Origin of the sequence: Ferruginibacter sp., from assembly GCF_028288465.1 — a bacterium.
Taxonomy (GTDB): domain Bacteria; phylum Bacteroidota; class Bacteroidia; order Chitinophagales; family Chitinophagaceae; genus Ferruginibacter.
The window spans coordinates 154296-169492 of sequence record NZ_JAQBNR010000056.1 but is presented as its reverse complement, the minus strand read 5'-3'; the positions used below and the strand labels follow the sequence as shown (position 1 = coordinate 169492).

General features: G+C 41.5%; 16 protein-coding genes. 10 read left to right on the top strand and 6 right to left on the bottom strand.

The window, feature by feature from the left end; translation table 11 throughout:
- From JWR61_RS22155 to JWR61_RS22145, 3 genes are all read left to right on the top strand, one after another.
- The coding region (locus JWR61_RS22155) for a hypothetical protein (protein ID WP_301929887.1) at window positions 1-1064 on the top strand (1064 nt) is incomplete at its 5' end.
- Window positions 1065-1543: 479 nt separating this feature from the next.
- Window positions 1544-2095, top strand: a complete 552-nt coding sequence (locus JWR61_RS22150) for a hypothetical protein (RefSeq protein ID WP_301929886.1) — start codon at window positions 1544-1546, stop codon at window positions 2093-2095.
- A gap of 183 nt (window positions 2096-2278) precedes the next feature.
- The gene (locus JWR61_RS22145) at window positions 2279-2707 is read left to right on the top strand and encodes an FKBP-type peptidyl-prolyl cis-trans isomerase (protein ID WP_301929885.1); all 429 of its coding nucleotides are present in this window, start codon (window positions 2279-2281) and stop codon (window positions 2705-2707) included.
- A 798-nt stretch (window positions 2708-3505) separates the two neighbouring features.
- On the opposite strand, the gene JWR61_RS22140 is transcribed toward JWR61_RS22145, so the two are convergent.
- Together JWR61_RS22140 and JWR61_RS22135 are read right to left on the bottom strand one after the other, a co-directional pair.
- Complete coding sequence (locus JWR61_RS22140; RefSeq protein ID WP_301929884.1) at window positions 3506-4357, bottom strand: transglutaminase family protein; 852 nt, start codon at window positions 4355-4357, stop codon at window positions 3506-3508.
- Window positions 4358-4382: 25 nt separating this feature from the next.
- Window positions 4383-5099 (bottom strand): hypothetical protein, encoded by a 717-nt coding sequence (locus JWR61_RS22135; RefSeq protein WP_301929883.1) that lies wholly within the window; start codon window positions 5097-5099, stop codon window positions 4383-4385.
- A gap of 379 nt (window positions 5100-5478) precedes the next feature.
- Between JWR61_RS22135 and JWR61_RS22130 the strand changes: the two genes are divergently transcribed.
- The gene (locus JWR61_RS22130) at window positions 5479-6447 is read left to right on the top strand and encodes a hypothetical protein (RefSeq protein ID WP_301929882.1); all 969 of its coding nucleotides are present in this window, start codon (window positions 5479-5481) and stop codon (window positions 6445-6447) included.
- Window positions 6448-6674: 227 nt separating this feature from the next.
- Window positions 6675-7193: a hypothetical protein gene (locus tag JWR61_RS22125; RefSeq protein ID WP_301929881.1), complete on the top strand. Its 519-nt coding sequence runs from the start codon at window positions 6675-6677 to the stop codon at window positions 7191-7193.
- An 8-nt stretch (window positions 7194-7201) separates the two neighbouring features.
- On the opposite strand, the gene JWR61_RS22120 is transcribed toward JWR61_RS22125, so the two are convergent.
- A complete protein-coding gene (locus JWR61_RS22120; protein ID WP_301929880.1) occupies window positions 7202-7573 on the bottom strand; it encodes a hypothetical protein in 372 nt (123 codons plus the stop codon).
- A gap of 503 nt (window positions 7574-8076) precedes the next feature.
- Between JWR61_RS22120 and JWR61_RS22115 the strand changes: the two genes are divergently transcribed.
- The 5 genes from JWR61_RS22115 (at window position 8077) to JWR61_RS22095 (ending at window position 11182) form a co-directional block, all read left to right on the top strand.
- Window positions 8077-8916 (top strand): alpha/beta fold hydrolase, encoded by an 840-nt coding sequence (locus JWR61_RS22115; protein ID WP_301929879.1) that lies wholly within the window; start codon window positions 8077-8079, stop codon window positions 8914-8916.
- 13 nt (window positions 8917-8929) lie between these two features.
- A complete protein-coding gene (locus JWR61_RS22110) occupies window positions 8930-9073 on the top strand; it encodes a hypothetical protein (RefSeq protein WP_301929878.1) in 144 nt (47 codons plus the stop codon).
- Window positions 9074-9167: 94 nt separating this feature from the next.
- The gene (locus tag JWR61_RS22105; RefSeq protein ID WP_301929877.1) at window positions 9168-9599 is read left to right on the top strand and encodes an AraC family transcriptional regulator; all 432 of its coding nucleotides are present in this window, start codon (window positions 9168-9170) and stop codon (window positions 9597-9599) included.
- A 4-nt stretch (window positions 9600-9603) separates the two neighbouring features.
- Window positions 9604-9999, top strand: a complete 396-nt coding sequence (locus tag JWR61_RS22100) for a VOC family protein (protein ID WP_301929876.1) — start codon at window positions 9604-9606, stop codon at window positions 9997-9999.
- Between the two features lie 487 nt (window positions 10000-10486).
- Window positions 10487-11182 (top strand): sulfite oxidase-like oxidoreductase, encoded by a 696-nt coding sequence (locus tag JWR61_RS22095; RefSeq protein WP_301929875.1) that lies wholly within the window; start codon window positions 10487-10489, stop codon window positions 11180-11182.
- Between the two features lie 659 nt (window positions 11183-11841).
- On the opposite strand, the gene JWR61_RS22090 is transcribed toward JWR61_RS22095, so the two are convergent.
- The 3 genes from JWR61_RS22090 to JWR61_RS22080 all read right to left on the bottom strand — a co-directional run bounded on the left by JWR61_RS22090 (window position 11842) and on the right by JWR61_RS22080 (window position 15136).
- Complete coding sequence (locus JWR61_RS22090) at window positions 11842-13734, bottom strand: CocE/NonD family hydrolase (RefSeq protein WP_301929874.1); 1893 nt, start codon at window positions 13732-13734, stop codon at window positions 11842-11844.
- 173 nt (window positions 13735-13907) lie between these two features.
- On the bottom strand, window positions 13908-14744 hold the full coding sequence (locus JWR61_RS22085) for an MBL fold metallo-hydrolase (RefSeq protein ID WP_301929873.1): 837 nt from the start codon (window positions 14742-14744) through the stop codon (window positions 13908-13910).
- On the bottom strand, window positions 14741-15136 hold the full coding sequence (locus JWR61_RS22080; RefSeq protein WP_301929872.1) for a PAS domain-containing protein: 396 nt from the start codon (window positions 15134-15136) through the stop codon (window positions 14741-14743). The genes JWR61_RS22085 and JWR61_RS22080 overlap by 4 nt, the downstream gene beginning before the upstream one ends.
- Between the last annotated feature and the right edge of the window lie 61 nt (window positions 15137-15197).

Sequence of the window (15197 nt, the reverse complement as noted above, 5' to 3'; positions counted from 1 at the left end):
GGGATGCTACTGCGCTATGGGATGAACTGCCTGCAGATTTGAAAAAGCCATTTAAAGTAACCACCATCGAAAGCAACCGCATTGAGTTGCAGTTAAAAAATGCAACGGGTGCAAATGCGGCGGCAGGCACGGCTGCCACTGCTGCTGCCAACCCAATTTCCAATAAGGATGATTGCGCAAATTGTTACTGGAACATGTGTAAGTATGATGTGTTAAAAAGTTTTGGCGGAGCCGTTTATAAAGGCATTAATCTTGACAACGGCACTTTCTATTACAATTGTGATAATGGAATAGTTACCCAGAAAGTAATAATGGTAAACGGTTATGGCGTTACAACCCGTATTTCTACAGACACTGTTTTGATAAGCAGCGGCCCTGTAGGCACCAAATGGGGTGTAGTGAACGCTGATAATAAAAATGAGTTACTGGGCTTGATGGCAGGTGCTGACCTTTCTATGAAGACTGTTGGCGGCTATACTCTGGTAGCAAAAAATATCAGTACAGACGCCGGGGGTAAAAGTTATAAAGATGTGATTGTAGTCAATTACAAGGGATACTCCAAAGACCCTTTTTTTGGATCTAATTTTTACTCTACCAATTTCTATTACGCAAAAGGAGTGGGGCTTGTAAGAACGGATACCTTAAATTTTGACAGCGATCCCGTTGCTGCTATCAATAAGGTAAATGACACTAAAACCGTTTACAGGGGTGGCTCAGTTGTAAAAGATGGGATGGATGAAACGCTGGTTGGGCTTTGGAAATACCATGATGCCAAAGCCAATACCGATGCGTACTATCAATTTCTTGCAGACGGAACTTTTGAATATTATGCAGGTACCGTTACAGAAGCAACTAAAAGCAAGGGCACCAACCACTGGAAAATAGAAGCAGGCGGCTATGATAAAAACGGCATTGCCATCATTGACCTGACCTGGGCGGGCGGGGGCTTTACACAGCGTGAGGAACTCGAAAAAAAGAATGATGCTGCAACAGGTAAGCCGGCTTTTACTTTAAATACAACAATCCTGTTTATATCGGCAGATAATAAAGCACCCTGGAAATAACATTCGTTAACAGAGATTTTACTTGTTCAAATAAAAACCACGGATACTTGCGGTCTGATGTTACTGGCCGACCTGGGGGGAAAGGCATGCATAAACGGTCTGACCTTCGGTGCCGACCGTTTATGCATGAGGCCAATAAAATAGCCAACATTGCAAATTGAAGGTTTCGAAGTTGTTGACAAATTAGCCGTTAATTTTTTATTCATTCAGATACAGTTGGTATGCCTTTAAAATAGCCAACTGCCACAGAGGCGGTTGCTGATCTTATTAACAAAGCCGAAGCGAACACCGGTAAGCTGCATAAAGTACATCCGCAACGTTGGATGTGCTGATGATGGATTTTGTGAATTAAAAGAGGAGCGTTTAAAAACTGGCAGTATTTATGAAACTGGAAGGTCGCTGATTATAACGGAAATATTTAAGCAGAGCGCAATCATAAAGGGGCATTTTAACTAATTTTAGATATTAACAGTAAATCTATGATTGATAAGGGAGCTTCAGTAGTTATTACACATCATATAAAAAAAGGTAAAGAGAACGAGTACGAGCAATGGCTCATTGAAATCAGTGAAATTTGTAAAAGTTCAACAGGGTTTGTTGACTGGCAAATCATCCGGCCGATTCATGATTTAACGTATGTATATACGGTTATTATTCGCTTCAATACAATTGCCAACCTCAAAAGCTGGATGGAATCTCCGGCACGAAGAGAACTGATTCAAAAGGCCAGCCTTCTTTTTGCAAAAGATGACAATTATACTATCAGGAGCGGTTTAGACTTTCTTTTTAATGCTGGCAATGAACAGCCCAAAGTACCTGTTCGCTGGAAACAATATCTCGTAACCTGGTCTGCCATTTACCCGTTATCCCTGCTTATTCCATTGATTATTTTGCCCATTTTAAGGAGTTTGAATTTGCCTCAGCACCGTTACGTGGATGCCTTCTTTATTTCAGGCGTTGTAGTTTTATTAATGGTGTATGTGATAATGCCTTATTACACAAAACTTATAAAAGCCTGGCTTTATAAATAGTTGGTGTTAGGTGTGCCGTGGGGGTGCTTAAAGATTTACAAATAAAAAACTTCACTGCCAAACGGCGTGGTGTAGTTGAATGGATTTATAAATTAAATTGAACCATGCAGTATTCAACTCCAATGCTTAATTTCATCAACATATTTCTCCATGCCGCTGATTTTAAAACCTAAAAAATGAACAATGAGATTGGTTTACTTCTTCTATTTTATTTTTATCGGATTAAGCAGTTGCAGCACTCAAAACAAGACATTAAGAGCAACTGCAGAAAAGGAGTATGTGATAACTCCTTCAGGGCTAAAATACATTATTTTGAAAGAGGGAACTGGGGCACCTGCAAAGGAAGGACAGGAAGTTTTAATTTTTGAAACAACTACCTACCTGGATGGAACAGTATTATATTCAAATGAAAATTTAACCTCGCCAGTGAAAATATTAATTGGCGGACACCAGGCAACTGAGGGTGTAGACGAAGGGCTAAGAGGCATGCGGGCTGGGGAAGTTCGTAAACTGATAGCCCCGCCCTATTTAGTTAAGCGAAAGTCTTATCCACCTAATGTATCACCAGACTCCACTTTAATGATTAAAATGATTTTGCACAAAATTTTATAGGTATCATCTAAGGTATTAGTTTTACCATGAGGCTCTCCTGGTTTGAATCTGGTTCAAATATTCTGCAGCACAGAGTTATTGAAATGGAAGGAACCAGTCAATCTTTTGGCGGGATCTATTTGTAATTGCAGGAAGGAATTCCTGCTGCTATACCAACAGAAGCATGTTATTTGAGCTGTCATGAATCTTTGAAAAAACTTAAGAAATTAGGGGAATCAGGTGTTCCGGATGCATGATCCGGAACCTGCCAATATTTTGCTTGTATTTTACCGGGACAAACAGGTGCAGCATGACTGTATTTTCGCAGATTCAACTTTTGTAATTACCGGGTTGAAGGGATGCCGTTTGAATACGCCTTTTAAAGTAGACATGTAACTACTTCAAAACAATATCTTTTATTTCCTTGCACATTTCCTGTATTTCGTGATAATGCTCATACGAATTATCAAGTTTATTCATTTTATCAGGATGTGGCCGGGTGATTTTTGCATGTAAAATTTAGAATCATCATTAAGTGTGAACTCTGCATCCGTTAGTGTATTGACAAAGGAAATGTTATTTTCCTTGCCGATTGTTTCATTCATATACTGTTCCGCAATGCTTGTTTTGCAAAAGCAAAACAAGCATCCATGGAATAAGAATCGTCGTTGTTGGTGTAACTGAAGCTTATGTTTTCTCCACCCTAATCTACGGTTCGGTAAAAGTTCCACAATGGTAAGCGGTACAAGAGAGTGACACAACGGTGATCACCAAAGCTTACCCTGTACACTCAATCATTTATATAAATTACCGATGGCTTTACTTATACGATAATCCCTTTTGATCTTCTGCATTGCTGATATAAAGCGGTTTAAATGCAGGGTCGTTGCACTCGCATTTGACTGTAATGGATTTGCAGAATACATTGCCGAAGATGCTGGCTACTGCTGCATCTGCGGCGTCCCTGCCGTTGGCGATTTTAACCAGCCCGTTAACGGGCACCAGTTTGGTTGGATCAAAGAAGATCCATTCACCACCGATATAAGCTTCGAAGCAGGCATGGAAATCGGGCGGGTTTAAATTGTAAGCATAGCCGGTAAAATAACGGGCGGGGATAGAAAGTGCCCTGCACAGGGCAATGCCCAGGTGCGCAAAGTCGCGGCAAACCCCCACACGTTGTGTAAGCGTATCGTAGGCGGAAGTACTGGAATTGGTTGCGCCACTGGTGTATTCTACGTTATTAAAGATCCACTCTGTAATGGCGGCCACCTTGCCATAGGCCGTATCAATATTGCCAAACTCTTTACCGGCCAGCTTCTGCAGCTTATCGCTCTGGCAATACCTGCTTGGAAAAAGGTAGGGCATAACTTCTGCATCCAGCTTGTTTACCGGTACGGTGTTTTGCAGCTTACGCTGGTGAATCATATTGTAGTCAATATCTGCCGTTGCCTGGTAGCGGATGGTGAAATCCGTATTGGCTGCAGCCTTCAGCCGGATAAACCTTGACTCGCCTTCGGCAACTGTAATTTCTTCATGTTCGATAAACGGTTCAGTCACCAGGCTTTCTTCAACAATAACCTGGCTGCTGGAACGGGATGCCTGTATGCTAAAAATAAATGTGGTGGGTGAGTACACCTGGTAATGCAGTTTACTAAATACCTGGAATTTCATGCTGGTTGTTGTTTTATAATGATTGTTATTGATGGTATATTTTTTCTATCCAGTCTTCCGGCATTTCATCCAGATAGTGTTTTAATTTTTCGTTCCATTCGCTGGATACCTGTTGCAGCTCCTGTTGCTGGAACCTTGTTTCGGTAATGTGAAAGCTGTTTTTTAAATAAGTAACAATATCTATGGGAAACTCCACATCGTTGGAACTTACCCTTACCGAATCGAAGGACAGGTAGCCGGCTTTCAAAGCCTGCCGCATGGTGGTGCCGGGATGAATGATCCTGTTGAGTATGCCCTTGCCCTGGCCTGAATTGCCAATGATGGCAAAGGGACTTCCTTCATCCAGCTCAACCCAGTTGCCTTCAGTATACAGCAGGAACAATTTGTGTTCGGTATCATTTTGCAGCTGTCCGCCAACAATGGCATTTAAATTAAACTTGTAGCCGGAAGCCAGCAGCGCCTCCTTATCTTCATGCCCCACTCTTTTTATCTGCTCGCCAAAGGCATTCACAGCCTTGTACATTTTGTCGTACACAATGCCGTTGCTGATCAGTTCCTGGAAATAATGCACCGCTTTGTCTCTTACAGAACGTAGTCCACTGGTCATAATGAAAAGGCTTGCTTTGCCATCCTGCAGTACCAACACTTTTTTCTTTACAGTGGTACTGGTGCCTGCGGATATCCGCGTATCGGCAATGCCCACCAGTCCGTCTTTTAATTTGATGCCTAAACAATATGTCATGCTATAAATTGTTATTCCCCGGCTGAATGGTCGAAGATTGTGCCAACTATTCCGAAGTTGTGAGCTATTAAAAGCTGAGCTGCCTTAACTCCTTTAAAGCGTTGTTGCCGGCTTGAAATGCAAGACTATGGCTGATTTTACTGTGTCCTGGGTCTTTTGTTGATGCTTCTGTATATTGTATAGCGGTTGGCTGCTGTTCCCACAATTGGGGAAACAGTTCCACCGGCAAATATTTTTACTTTCAAATACGTTAAGGGCGCCCGTGAAGCGACATGAAAGGCACACGGTTAAATCTGGGGCAGCACCAGCCAGTGTAAATTGCTTTGTTGATGTAAAAAAATAGACCTATCATTACGCCAGCCAATCTTAATTAAACCTGATGATAAAATATACCCTGTGCTATGCTGTAATTGTATGCTGCATTTGCTTACTCCTTGCTGGTTGCCGTAAAGAAAATTCAACAACTCCGGCCGACCCAAAAGCGATATTTACAATCGTGCCGTTAGCCGGTTGTACTGACATCATCACACATCGCTTTTTTACAGGCGAAGCAATAACCGGCGCTGATAGTATCCGGGTAAAAGTGAATGTTACAGCAACCGGTGCATGGAATTATCAAACTGACACGATCAATGGTATTTCGATTTCGGGTGGTGGTACCATCATTGATACCGGACTGCAATATATCACTGTTGCGCCAAAGGGTACACCCGCTTTACCCGGTAACTTTGTGCATCATTTTACATCAGATACGTCACAGACGAATGTGTTTGTTTCAGTAACAGACAAGAATGTTACAACAGAAGCTGTGCCAGCCGATACGCCTTATTTTAATCTAACGATTGACAACACCATTTATATTATAACCAATGACAACAACGATCCTTCCCACCAGGTGGGCGGGTGGTCTCCTTCGGCAGACTCGGGGTCGGTGATGTGTGGGATCGGCCCGGGTATCTATCCCAATCCACCGGGCACAGGTACCCTCTCCATCCAAAAAAATTATATCGGTACAACCAATCCAGCGCTCACAGACAATGATTTCAAGGCTTTTTTTCAGCCCGGCGCTTACCGGTTTGCAATCAATACCTGTGATAGAATGACTGACGGATTCCTCGTCTTCTGGAGCGATGCGAATGGCCAGCTTTGGGACACCTTTCATGGAAAAGGGCAGGAGGGAAGCTATTTTAAAATAACCGGTCTTACGGACGGGTATAATTCTGACGGCAGATATTACGTAAAGGTAAAAATGAGGTTCAGCTGTAAATTATATTCACAGCCTTCAGGGCAAATGGAACAACTGACAACTGGTGAAATGGTGGCTTATTTTGTGAGGTACAAGGAGTAGTGGGCAGGCAGTTTTAGTAAAGGGTTTTACCGGCGTGTTTTGCTGCTGCTGATTTGTATAATTTAAGATTGGGAATTAAAAATGTCTGCGGTTTATAAATAGAGGTTGCTTAAATGTGGTGGGCGAATTGAAAAATGCCGCTTGCAAAATTGACATTATGCGTGGCTGATTATAGCCTATATATTTGTGTTAGCGGCAATTTTTAACAACACACTTTAATTTTTGAAATGCCAGACAAAGTAGTTCTATCAAAGTCGGAATGGTTCCAAATGTCTTTGTTACCAGCCTTTTGGTTATTTCTTCTTGATATTCTTTATAAAAAGGCTTCTAAAGCATATTTAACAGATAAGGAAACATTTCTCCAAATATGCGTGTGTGCTATGTTTACGGGAATACTACTATTTTATAATTTATTCAACATAAGTAAAATCAGAAAGTTTGTATCTGTTTTATCTACCCTCCCAAAGAATAAAAAAATTGAAATTATCAGTAACCTTAACCCAACTTATGCCTGGTTTAAATTCGATAGTAAGACCGAAGATGAATATAGATTTTATTGTTATGGCAAATTCATAACAATAACATTAGATGTTGTTATAATAATAGATGAAAATGGATTTTATCTAAATGTAATGGATGCAGGTAGATGCTTCCCCATGGATTTTGGATATTATCAATTTATGACTAAAAAGATTAAGAAAATTATAGAAGAGAATATAAATGAAGCAAGGGTCGGCATTAAGTAAACATGTATCTACTTCAAAACAACATTCTTCATCCCCTTGCACATTTCCTGTATTTTGTGATAATGCTCATACGAATTATCAAGTTTATTCATTTTTATCAGGATGTGGCCGGGTGATTTTTGCATGTAAAATTTAGAACCATCATTAAGCGTGAACTCTGCATCCGTTAGTGTGTTGACAAAGGAAATGTTATTTTCCTTGCCTATCTTCTCATTCATATACCGTTCCGCAATGCTTGTTTTGTTTTTGCTGAACCAGGCATCCATGGAATAAGAATCGTCGTTGCTGGTGTAACTAAAGCTTATGTTTTTGTGGTTGTGCCAGCAGGAAGTCAGCACCATGCACTGAAAGGCAAAAAATACGATGATCAACTTTTTCATACAATTTTTTAAAAGGTAAATAAATCAATAACCGCTATACGGATAATGGTTTCTGATAAAGTTGAGTGGGTAGTAATACCTGTTGAAGTAGTACAAATCTAAGAACAGAAAAACCCGTGCCTGCTTTTATTATATGAGTGGACCCACTGTTACAGGAGTGGACAGAGACAACTCGTTTTATCAATACACAACGGAAGTCAATCATTAATGCGCAACAATCTTCAACCCGCTGTTTTACTCAACAAACATTCCGCTCACTTTGTACGCTTTTCCAGGGCGCTAGGTTTTTCACCTTAAGCAAAGCCCTCCCTTCGCATCAGGCATTATTTGACCACCGATGACTTGCTGATTACGACGTTTATAGTTAAATTAGCTGCCAGCTTTGTGACACTACAAAACTAAAACGAAAGTGCAGGATACTAATCCAGACCGATGATCGGAACCTCCACTTTAATAACTTTGGTGGCTGGTAATTTCAAGCCGTAATAATTCAACAAACAACTATGACTGTTCAAACGAAAGACCATACTGAAATCAAGCCGGCGGCAACAAGCGGTTATGCTGCTGTGAACGGTCTGAAAATGTATTATGAAATGTATGGTGCAGGCACACCGCTGGTATTAATTCATGGCGGCGGCTCAACCATTCATACAACTTTCGGGCGGGTAGTACAGGCGTTGGCACAAAGCCACCAGGTAATTGCGGTGGAGATGCAGGCACACGGCCACACTGCAGACATTGACAGGCCTTTAAGTTTTCAGCAGGATGCGGACGACATAGCAGACCTGTTAAAAGAACTCCACATAGGGAAAGCCGACATCTTCGGTTTCAGCAACGGCGCAAGCACAACACTTGAGTTCGCTATCCGGCATCCTGAAATGACCAACAAAATAATTGTAGCTTCCACTTTCTTCAAGAAAGCAGGTGCTCCGGACTGGTTCTGGCCTATGATGTCGGAGCCGACAATTGAAGGCATGCCCCAGCCTTACAAGGATGCTTATTTAAAAATCAATCCTGATACCGATGCGCTTCACCGGATGTATGAAAGAGATGTTGCAAGAATGCTGTCCTTTCCCGACATAGCAGACGATGACATCAAATCCATTAAGGCCCCGGCACTGATCATTGCCGGGGACAGGGATGTTGTAACGCCGGAACATGCCGTACAAATGCACCGCTTTATTTCCAATTCACGGCTTGCCATTTTTCCAGGCGGCCACGGCGATTATATCGGAGAACTAACAACACCACAAAACAACACTTTAATTGCAGCAACCATGTCGATGATCAATCAATTTTTGGACGGGCCGGTGGTGAAGGAGGAGGGGCATGCTGAAGTATAAAACGGGTAATAAGATGAATTTTTATCAAACAGAAATGAACAGGATAACACGTACCTGTTACTCGAACCAGGAACAGATCGGGATGGTGGTAATTATTAGAAGTTTTATTAAAGACAAGTTTGTAAAAGAGCTGATCCTGAGTTTGTTATCCCGTTAAAATTATATGTCAGAATTCCATTGATCAATCAGTTCTTGGGCAGGCTGGTGGTGAAGGAGGCGGGGCATGCGGAAGGAATAAAATAAACAATCAGATGAATTTTTATCAAACAGAAATGAACAGGATAAAACGTACCTGTTATTCAAACAAGGAACAAATCGGGACAGTTGTAGGAGTTAGAAATTTTATTGAAGACAACTTTGAAAAACAGCTGAACCTTAGTTTGTTATCCCGTGTTAATTATACTTCAAAATTCCATTTGATGCGTCTTTTTAAAAAGTATTACGGGCTTACACCAAAACAATATTTAATAAACAAACGTATAGCAGCGTCAAAATACCATCTTAAAAAAGGAATGCCGGTAGCCGAAACATGTTATGCAGTTGGATTTGAAAGTCCCTGCTCCTTCAGTACCTTATTCAAAAGTAAAACCGGGATTACTCCTGCTGAGTTTAAAAAAAAGCAACTTTTGCAAAGTGAATGTAAAGTAGGTGCAGGAACTTTGGGCACTCATCCTAAAAATTGACAACATGAAAGTAACTGTTACAGGCATTCCGGTTAAAGACCAGGACAAAGCATTGGAATTTTACACGGGTAAACTGGGTTTTATAAAAAAAATAGATGTGCCGTTAGGCGGAGGCAACCACTGGCTAACTGTGGTTGCTAAAGAAGAACAGGACGGACCTGAAGTTTTATTAGAACCATCACCCAATAATTTTGAGCCTGCTAAAATTTACCAGCAGGCGCTTTTTGATGCCGGCATTCCCTACACCCAATTCAGTGTGGACGACCTTCAGCAAGAATATGACCGGCTGTTGAATTTGGGCGTAGCATTTAGCCTGAAGCCAACAGTTATGGGTACAGTAAAACTGGCTGTTTTCAACGATACTTGTGGAAATAATATTCAGCTGGTGCAAATGCTTTAAATTGAAAATGCCCAATGCACCCATCAGTTAAAATAATGCAGCTAATCCATGAGCATTGTTGCGGCTCGTAATTAACAACCTACAACTACCATGGAAACAAATACCTTATTCGAAATCCCCCATATCAGGCTGACTCAATCTGACTCAGGACTGTACTGTCTTGAGGTGGAAGACACTGACCTGAATGATTATGTAGAGGATTTTTTGTGGGATGAATTTGAATATCAATCGACCTCAGTTTCTCGGCACGACAAAAAGACGCCGGCGATTTATTGCAATTATCTCGACGCAAACTTTTCTAAAGAACGGTTAATTGAATTGCTGAACCAATTGGATCTGCAAGAAGTGACAAGAATATATAAGCTGAATAATTAGGGGCAAACAGCTACAGATGCATCCAAACATTTTTTGCTACTTCATAAGAACCCGTCATACCCAATTTTATTTGCCTGCAATTCATTAACTTTCTTCAACAAAAATTTACGCTATGGAGGAGAAAGAAAAATTGGGCCGCATTGTGGATGCCCGGATGAAATTGAAAGCAAGGTTTGAGGAAAAGATAAAGCTAACGCCATCCATTGCTGACGATAAACCCATGGGAAAAGGAAAGCCGAACCGGCACGGCATGCCCGAATTACCTGTAGGGCAGACTATCACCAAAAAATGGCCGGTGCTCGACCTGGGTATTCAGCCAGAAATTCCCCTGAGTAAATGGAAACTGGTCATAGATGGCGAAGTGGAACACCCGGTGGAATTGACATGGGAACAGTTTATGGCTTTGCCGCAAACGGAAGATACTTCCGATTTTCATTGTGTTACCACCTGGTCGAAGCTGGGCATTAACTGGAAGGGTGTACGTTTAATTGATCTGGCTGCACTGGTACAACCAAAAGAAACGGCAGCTCATATTTTATGTTATGGCTTTGATGATTATACCACCAATATATCACTGGAAGAAGCGTTAAAGCCTGACGTACTGTTGGTACATACGGTGGAAGGCAAACCCTTACCAAAAGAGCATGGCGGCCCGTTACGCATGATCACGCCCCAACTGTACGCCTGGAAGGGATCGAAATGGATCAGCAGGATTGAATTTTTAGCTGAAAATAAACCTGGCTTCTGGGAAGAACGCGGATATTCCGATACAGCTTACCCATGGAGAAACGACCGGTATAGCCGGTGAAGCAAACTGTAGCCTGCTTGCGCCTTTGGTGTCAAAAATGATTCCGCAGATGGAAGATTACAATAATCGATTGCCACAGATGAATTATGCATCCCGACAGGTGCCGGTACATAAGTACATTACCTTTTAAAATTATTCTGATGGGCTTTGTTTTAATACATGGAGCCCTTTTTTTGCGCCTTAATTTTAGCGGCCTTCTCTAACCCTGTTCTATATTGTTTAATTTTTTGTAAACTGTTGTATTGAGTACTTCTGTACTTTTTATTCTGTTTAAAAGCAGCATAAATGAGTGCTGTTATTAATAAAATGAATCCTGAAACTAACAGCATCTTACGCTGATGCATCAACAAAGACAGCCTGGCTGCAACCATGGTTAATATACAAGATGAGTTCATTGCGCAGATATTTATTGCAGATCCTAAAAATACTGTGCCAGATGATCTGTCCGCACGGACTTTAACTTAAATCATTTACTGTAGAATATTTTATGTTATAACAGGCTGCAACGAATCGATTAAAACAATGTACCCGTTGTTTACAAAAGCAATGGCTGATTGGTAGCAGTAGGTTAGCAATAACAGGAACGTTTAAACGCTATTCTACTGCAGAAATTATTCCGTATAAACGATTGGTTTAAATAGTAGTATGATTATTTATTGTTATTTTAACACAGGTAAAATAATCCTGGATGCATGGTGTGCTTCATGATAAATTTTAATGTTGCTTTTAATAAAATCTTTTTCATCACAGTGATAAATATCAACAAACTGTTGCGGATTTCGGTCGGCCAAAGGAAACCAGCTGCTTTGTACCTGCACCATTATCCGATGCCCTTTTTTAAAACTGTGTGCGATGGAAGGCAATTCAAATTTCACTTCTTCAATTTTTCCGGGTGTAAATGCAGCCGGATTTTCATACCCCGTTCTGTACCTGCCCCTGAAGGTTTCTGCTCTTACCAGCATTTGGTAACCGCCCATTGGGTAGGGATTAACAGGATCTGTTTCTGCATAAATATCTACATCGTTGTAACCAAGGTATTCAGGAAACACGTCAATTACTTTTACCACAAAGTCTGCATCTGTTGTTGAAATGCTTGTCATAATATCCGCTATTACGTTGCCTGTTACGGTAACATCATTTATTAAGGTATCCGTCTTAAATACCAGTACATCCGGTCGCCTGGCAGCAAAGCGCTGGTCGGCTGACATATAAGTTCTCGTTCTGTTAAAGTGCACGGCTTCTTCATACGGAACCGGTTTTGCAGGATCACTTATGTATTCGCTGAAGCTATTGGTGGCGGCGGGTTGGGTGGTACCTAATTTTCCGTTTGGCTGCAGGTACATCACTTCGTCTGCTTTACCTGCAGGTGGCCATTGTTCAAATGCTTTCCATTGGTTGGCACCGGTAATATAAATATTGGCTTCGGCAATTTGTGCTGCATCCCCTTTACCTTTTAAAAAATAATTAAAGAAGGGTACTTCAAAATGCTGCTGATAGTATTCACTTGTGTTGGAACCAAACTGAATATTGCCATGGTGTGTTCCGTCGTTGTTTGCCCATTGTCCATGGTACCAGGGACCTTCCACAATTTTGTTAAATGCTTTGCCTGGATTGTTTTCTTCCGCCGCTTTATAAGCGTTCCATGCACCCCAGCAATCTTCTGCATCAAACAGGCCGCCGACCCATAACATGGCAGGTTGCAGATTTTTTGTTGCCACCCGTGCGTCTCTTGCTTTCCACCAGGCGTCGTAATTGGGATGATTCATCAGGTCTTTCCAAAAAGCGATGCTGTCTCCCATATATTTTGTAAGATTTTTTAAACTGCCAGCATCCAGGAAAAACTGATAATTATCATGATCCGGATACCCTACTGAAGTAGCGGCCACTGATACAGGTTTGGGATGCGGAACGCCAAAAGCAAATCCCTGTGGGGAGTAAAAACCAAATGCATCCATCTGAAAGAAAGCGCCATTGTGATGAAAGTCATCACCAATAAACCAGTTGGTAACAGGTGCCTGCGGACTCACCGCCTTCAACGCAGGATGATTGCTTGCCGCAGCCATAGTGCTGTAGAAACCGGGATAAGAAATGCCGAATACGCCCACCTTGCCATTATTGCCTGAAAGGTTTTTTATAAGCCAGTCAATCGTATCGTATGTATCACTCGACTCATCAATTTCTTTACCCTTTTTGCCGGCGTTAAATGGCCTGATATTTACCATTTCGCCCTCACTCATCCACCTGCCCCGTACATCCTGCATTACCATAATGTACCCTTCTTTTAAATATTCTCTTTGATAACTTTTCCAGTAAGGTAAAAAAAGTGTTTCGCCATACGGCTGACAGGAATAAGGTGTTCTTGATAATAAAATAGGATGCTTCTCAGTATTGCTTTTCGGCAGGTATATAGATGTAAATAACCGTACTCCATCCCGCATGGTGATATACACTTCCTTTTTGGTGTAGTTGTTTACAATCCGGGCTGAATCGGTATCCTGTGCGTTGGAAGCAACAGCAATTAATGTAAATAAACAAATCAGTATTTTTTTCATAAACAGTTATTTTTATTAAGCTACAATTTAAGATACTAACTTTTTAACACAAGGTGCCCGGGACAGTCACCAATTATGGCGTAAGTAAAAGATAATGTATTGGGCTGATGCATTAAGGTGGCTGCAAAAGGTGCATGATGCGGACGGCAGTTTACTAAACGATCCCACAGATATTAAGGCAATGTAATTTCCATCCCTTCCCTGGCCAGTTCGTTTTTAAAAGTGTAATTGTTATTATTTTGAAAGGCAGTGTACAACTCATTGAGCGCTTCATCAGTGCGGGCCGGATCGTGATGTGCAAGCAAAAGATGTTTCACCCCTGCGACAGACGCAAACAGTGCGGCATCATCAATGGAAGAGTGTCCCCAACCTTTCTTGTACAGATATTCAGCAGCGGTGTACTGGGCATCGTGCAATAGTAAATCGGCACCTCTTGCCAGATCTATTCCTGATATCCATTGCTGGTCTTTAATCATCCCGTTGCGGCCCAGCGCTGGTTCATGATCAGGGATATAAGCAAATACTGAATGGTTACCTGTAACACGAAAACCTACCGTTGGGCCGGGATGGATGATGTAATTGGACTGAATGCTAAAGGGACCTATTTGAAAAGTACTGTTACCAATTTCATGTAAGGTAAGGCTGCAGGGCAAATCACGTATCAGCACCGGAAACAGTGGTGGCGACAGGTAACGGCTTAATCTTGAATGCAGCGTTCTTGTGCTGCTTGCCGGTCCCCAGATATGTATCTCCATTGAAGCGTCAAAGAGCGGTTTAAAAAAGCCTAACCCCTGGATATGATCAAGATGCAGGTGCGTGAGTAAAACGTCAATTCTTTTATTTGCCAGGGGATTATCTACCACTAACTTTTGTATGCCCGATCCGCCGTCCAATACCAATAAGCAGCCATCTTCCCATACATCTGCACAAGATGTGTTTCCGCCATAATAAGCTGTTTCAGGACCTGTTGTGGTAATCGAACCCCTAACGCCCCATAATTTAATTTTCATACATCAGTTGATTTCCAGAAAATAGCTACAGCTCCTGACATTTTTCCTGTTCTGCCTATTATGGGGTAAGCTGTGACTGAAATTTTTTGATTTTTTCCCTGCAGGCTTTCGATCCAAAAAGTTTTGTGATGGGGCAGCGCATCCTGCAGCGTATTTACAAGTGGCAGTTCCTCCGGAGGTAGCTGCTTGCCATTTTCATCAAAAGGTTTAAAATCTGTTGCCCATTGTTCTACCGGCATTTCTCCCGTGTCTTCAAAGCGTTTGCCTAAAATTGTTTCTGCAGGCTCGTTGTAAAAAATCAGATTTCCTTTTGTATCTGTAATAAAGGCTGGTATAGAAAGGCAATCTGCCAGTTGGCGGTTTAAAATAATTTCTATTTCGTATGCAGGCATTCAAAAAATTTTAAGTAGTCTGTAGAGTTGTTACCTGGCCGGTAAAAGAAGCAAAACCATA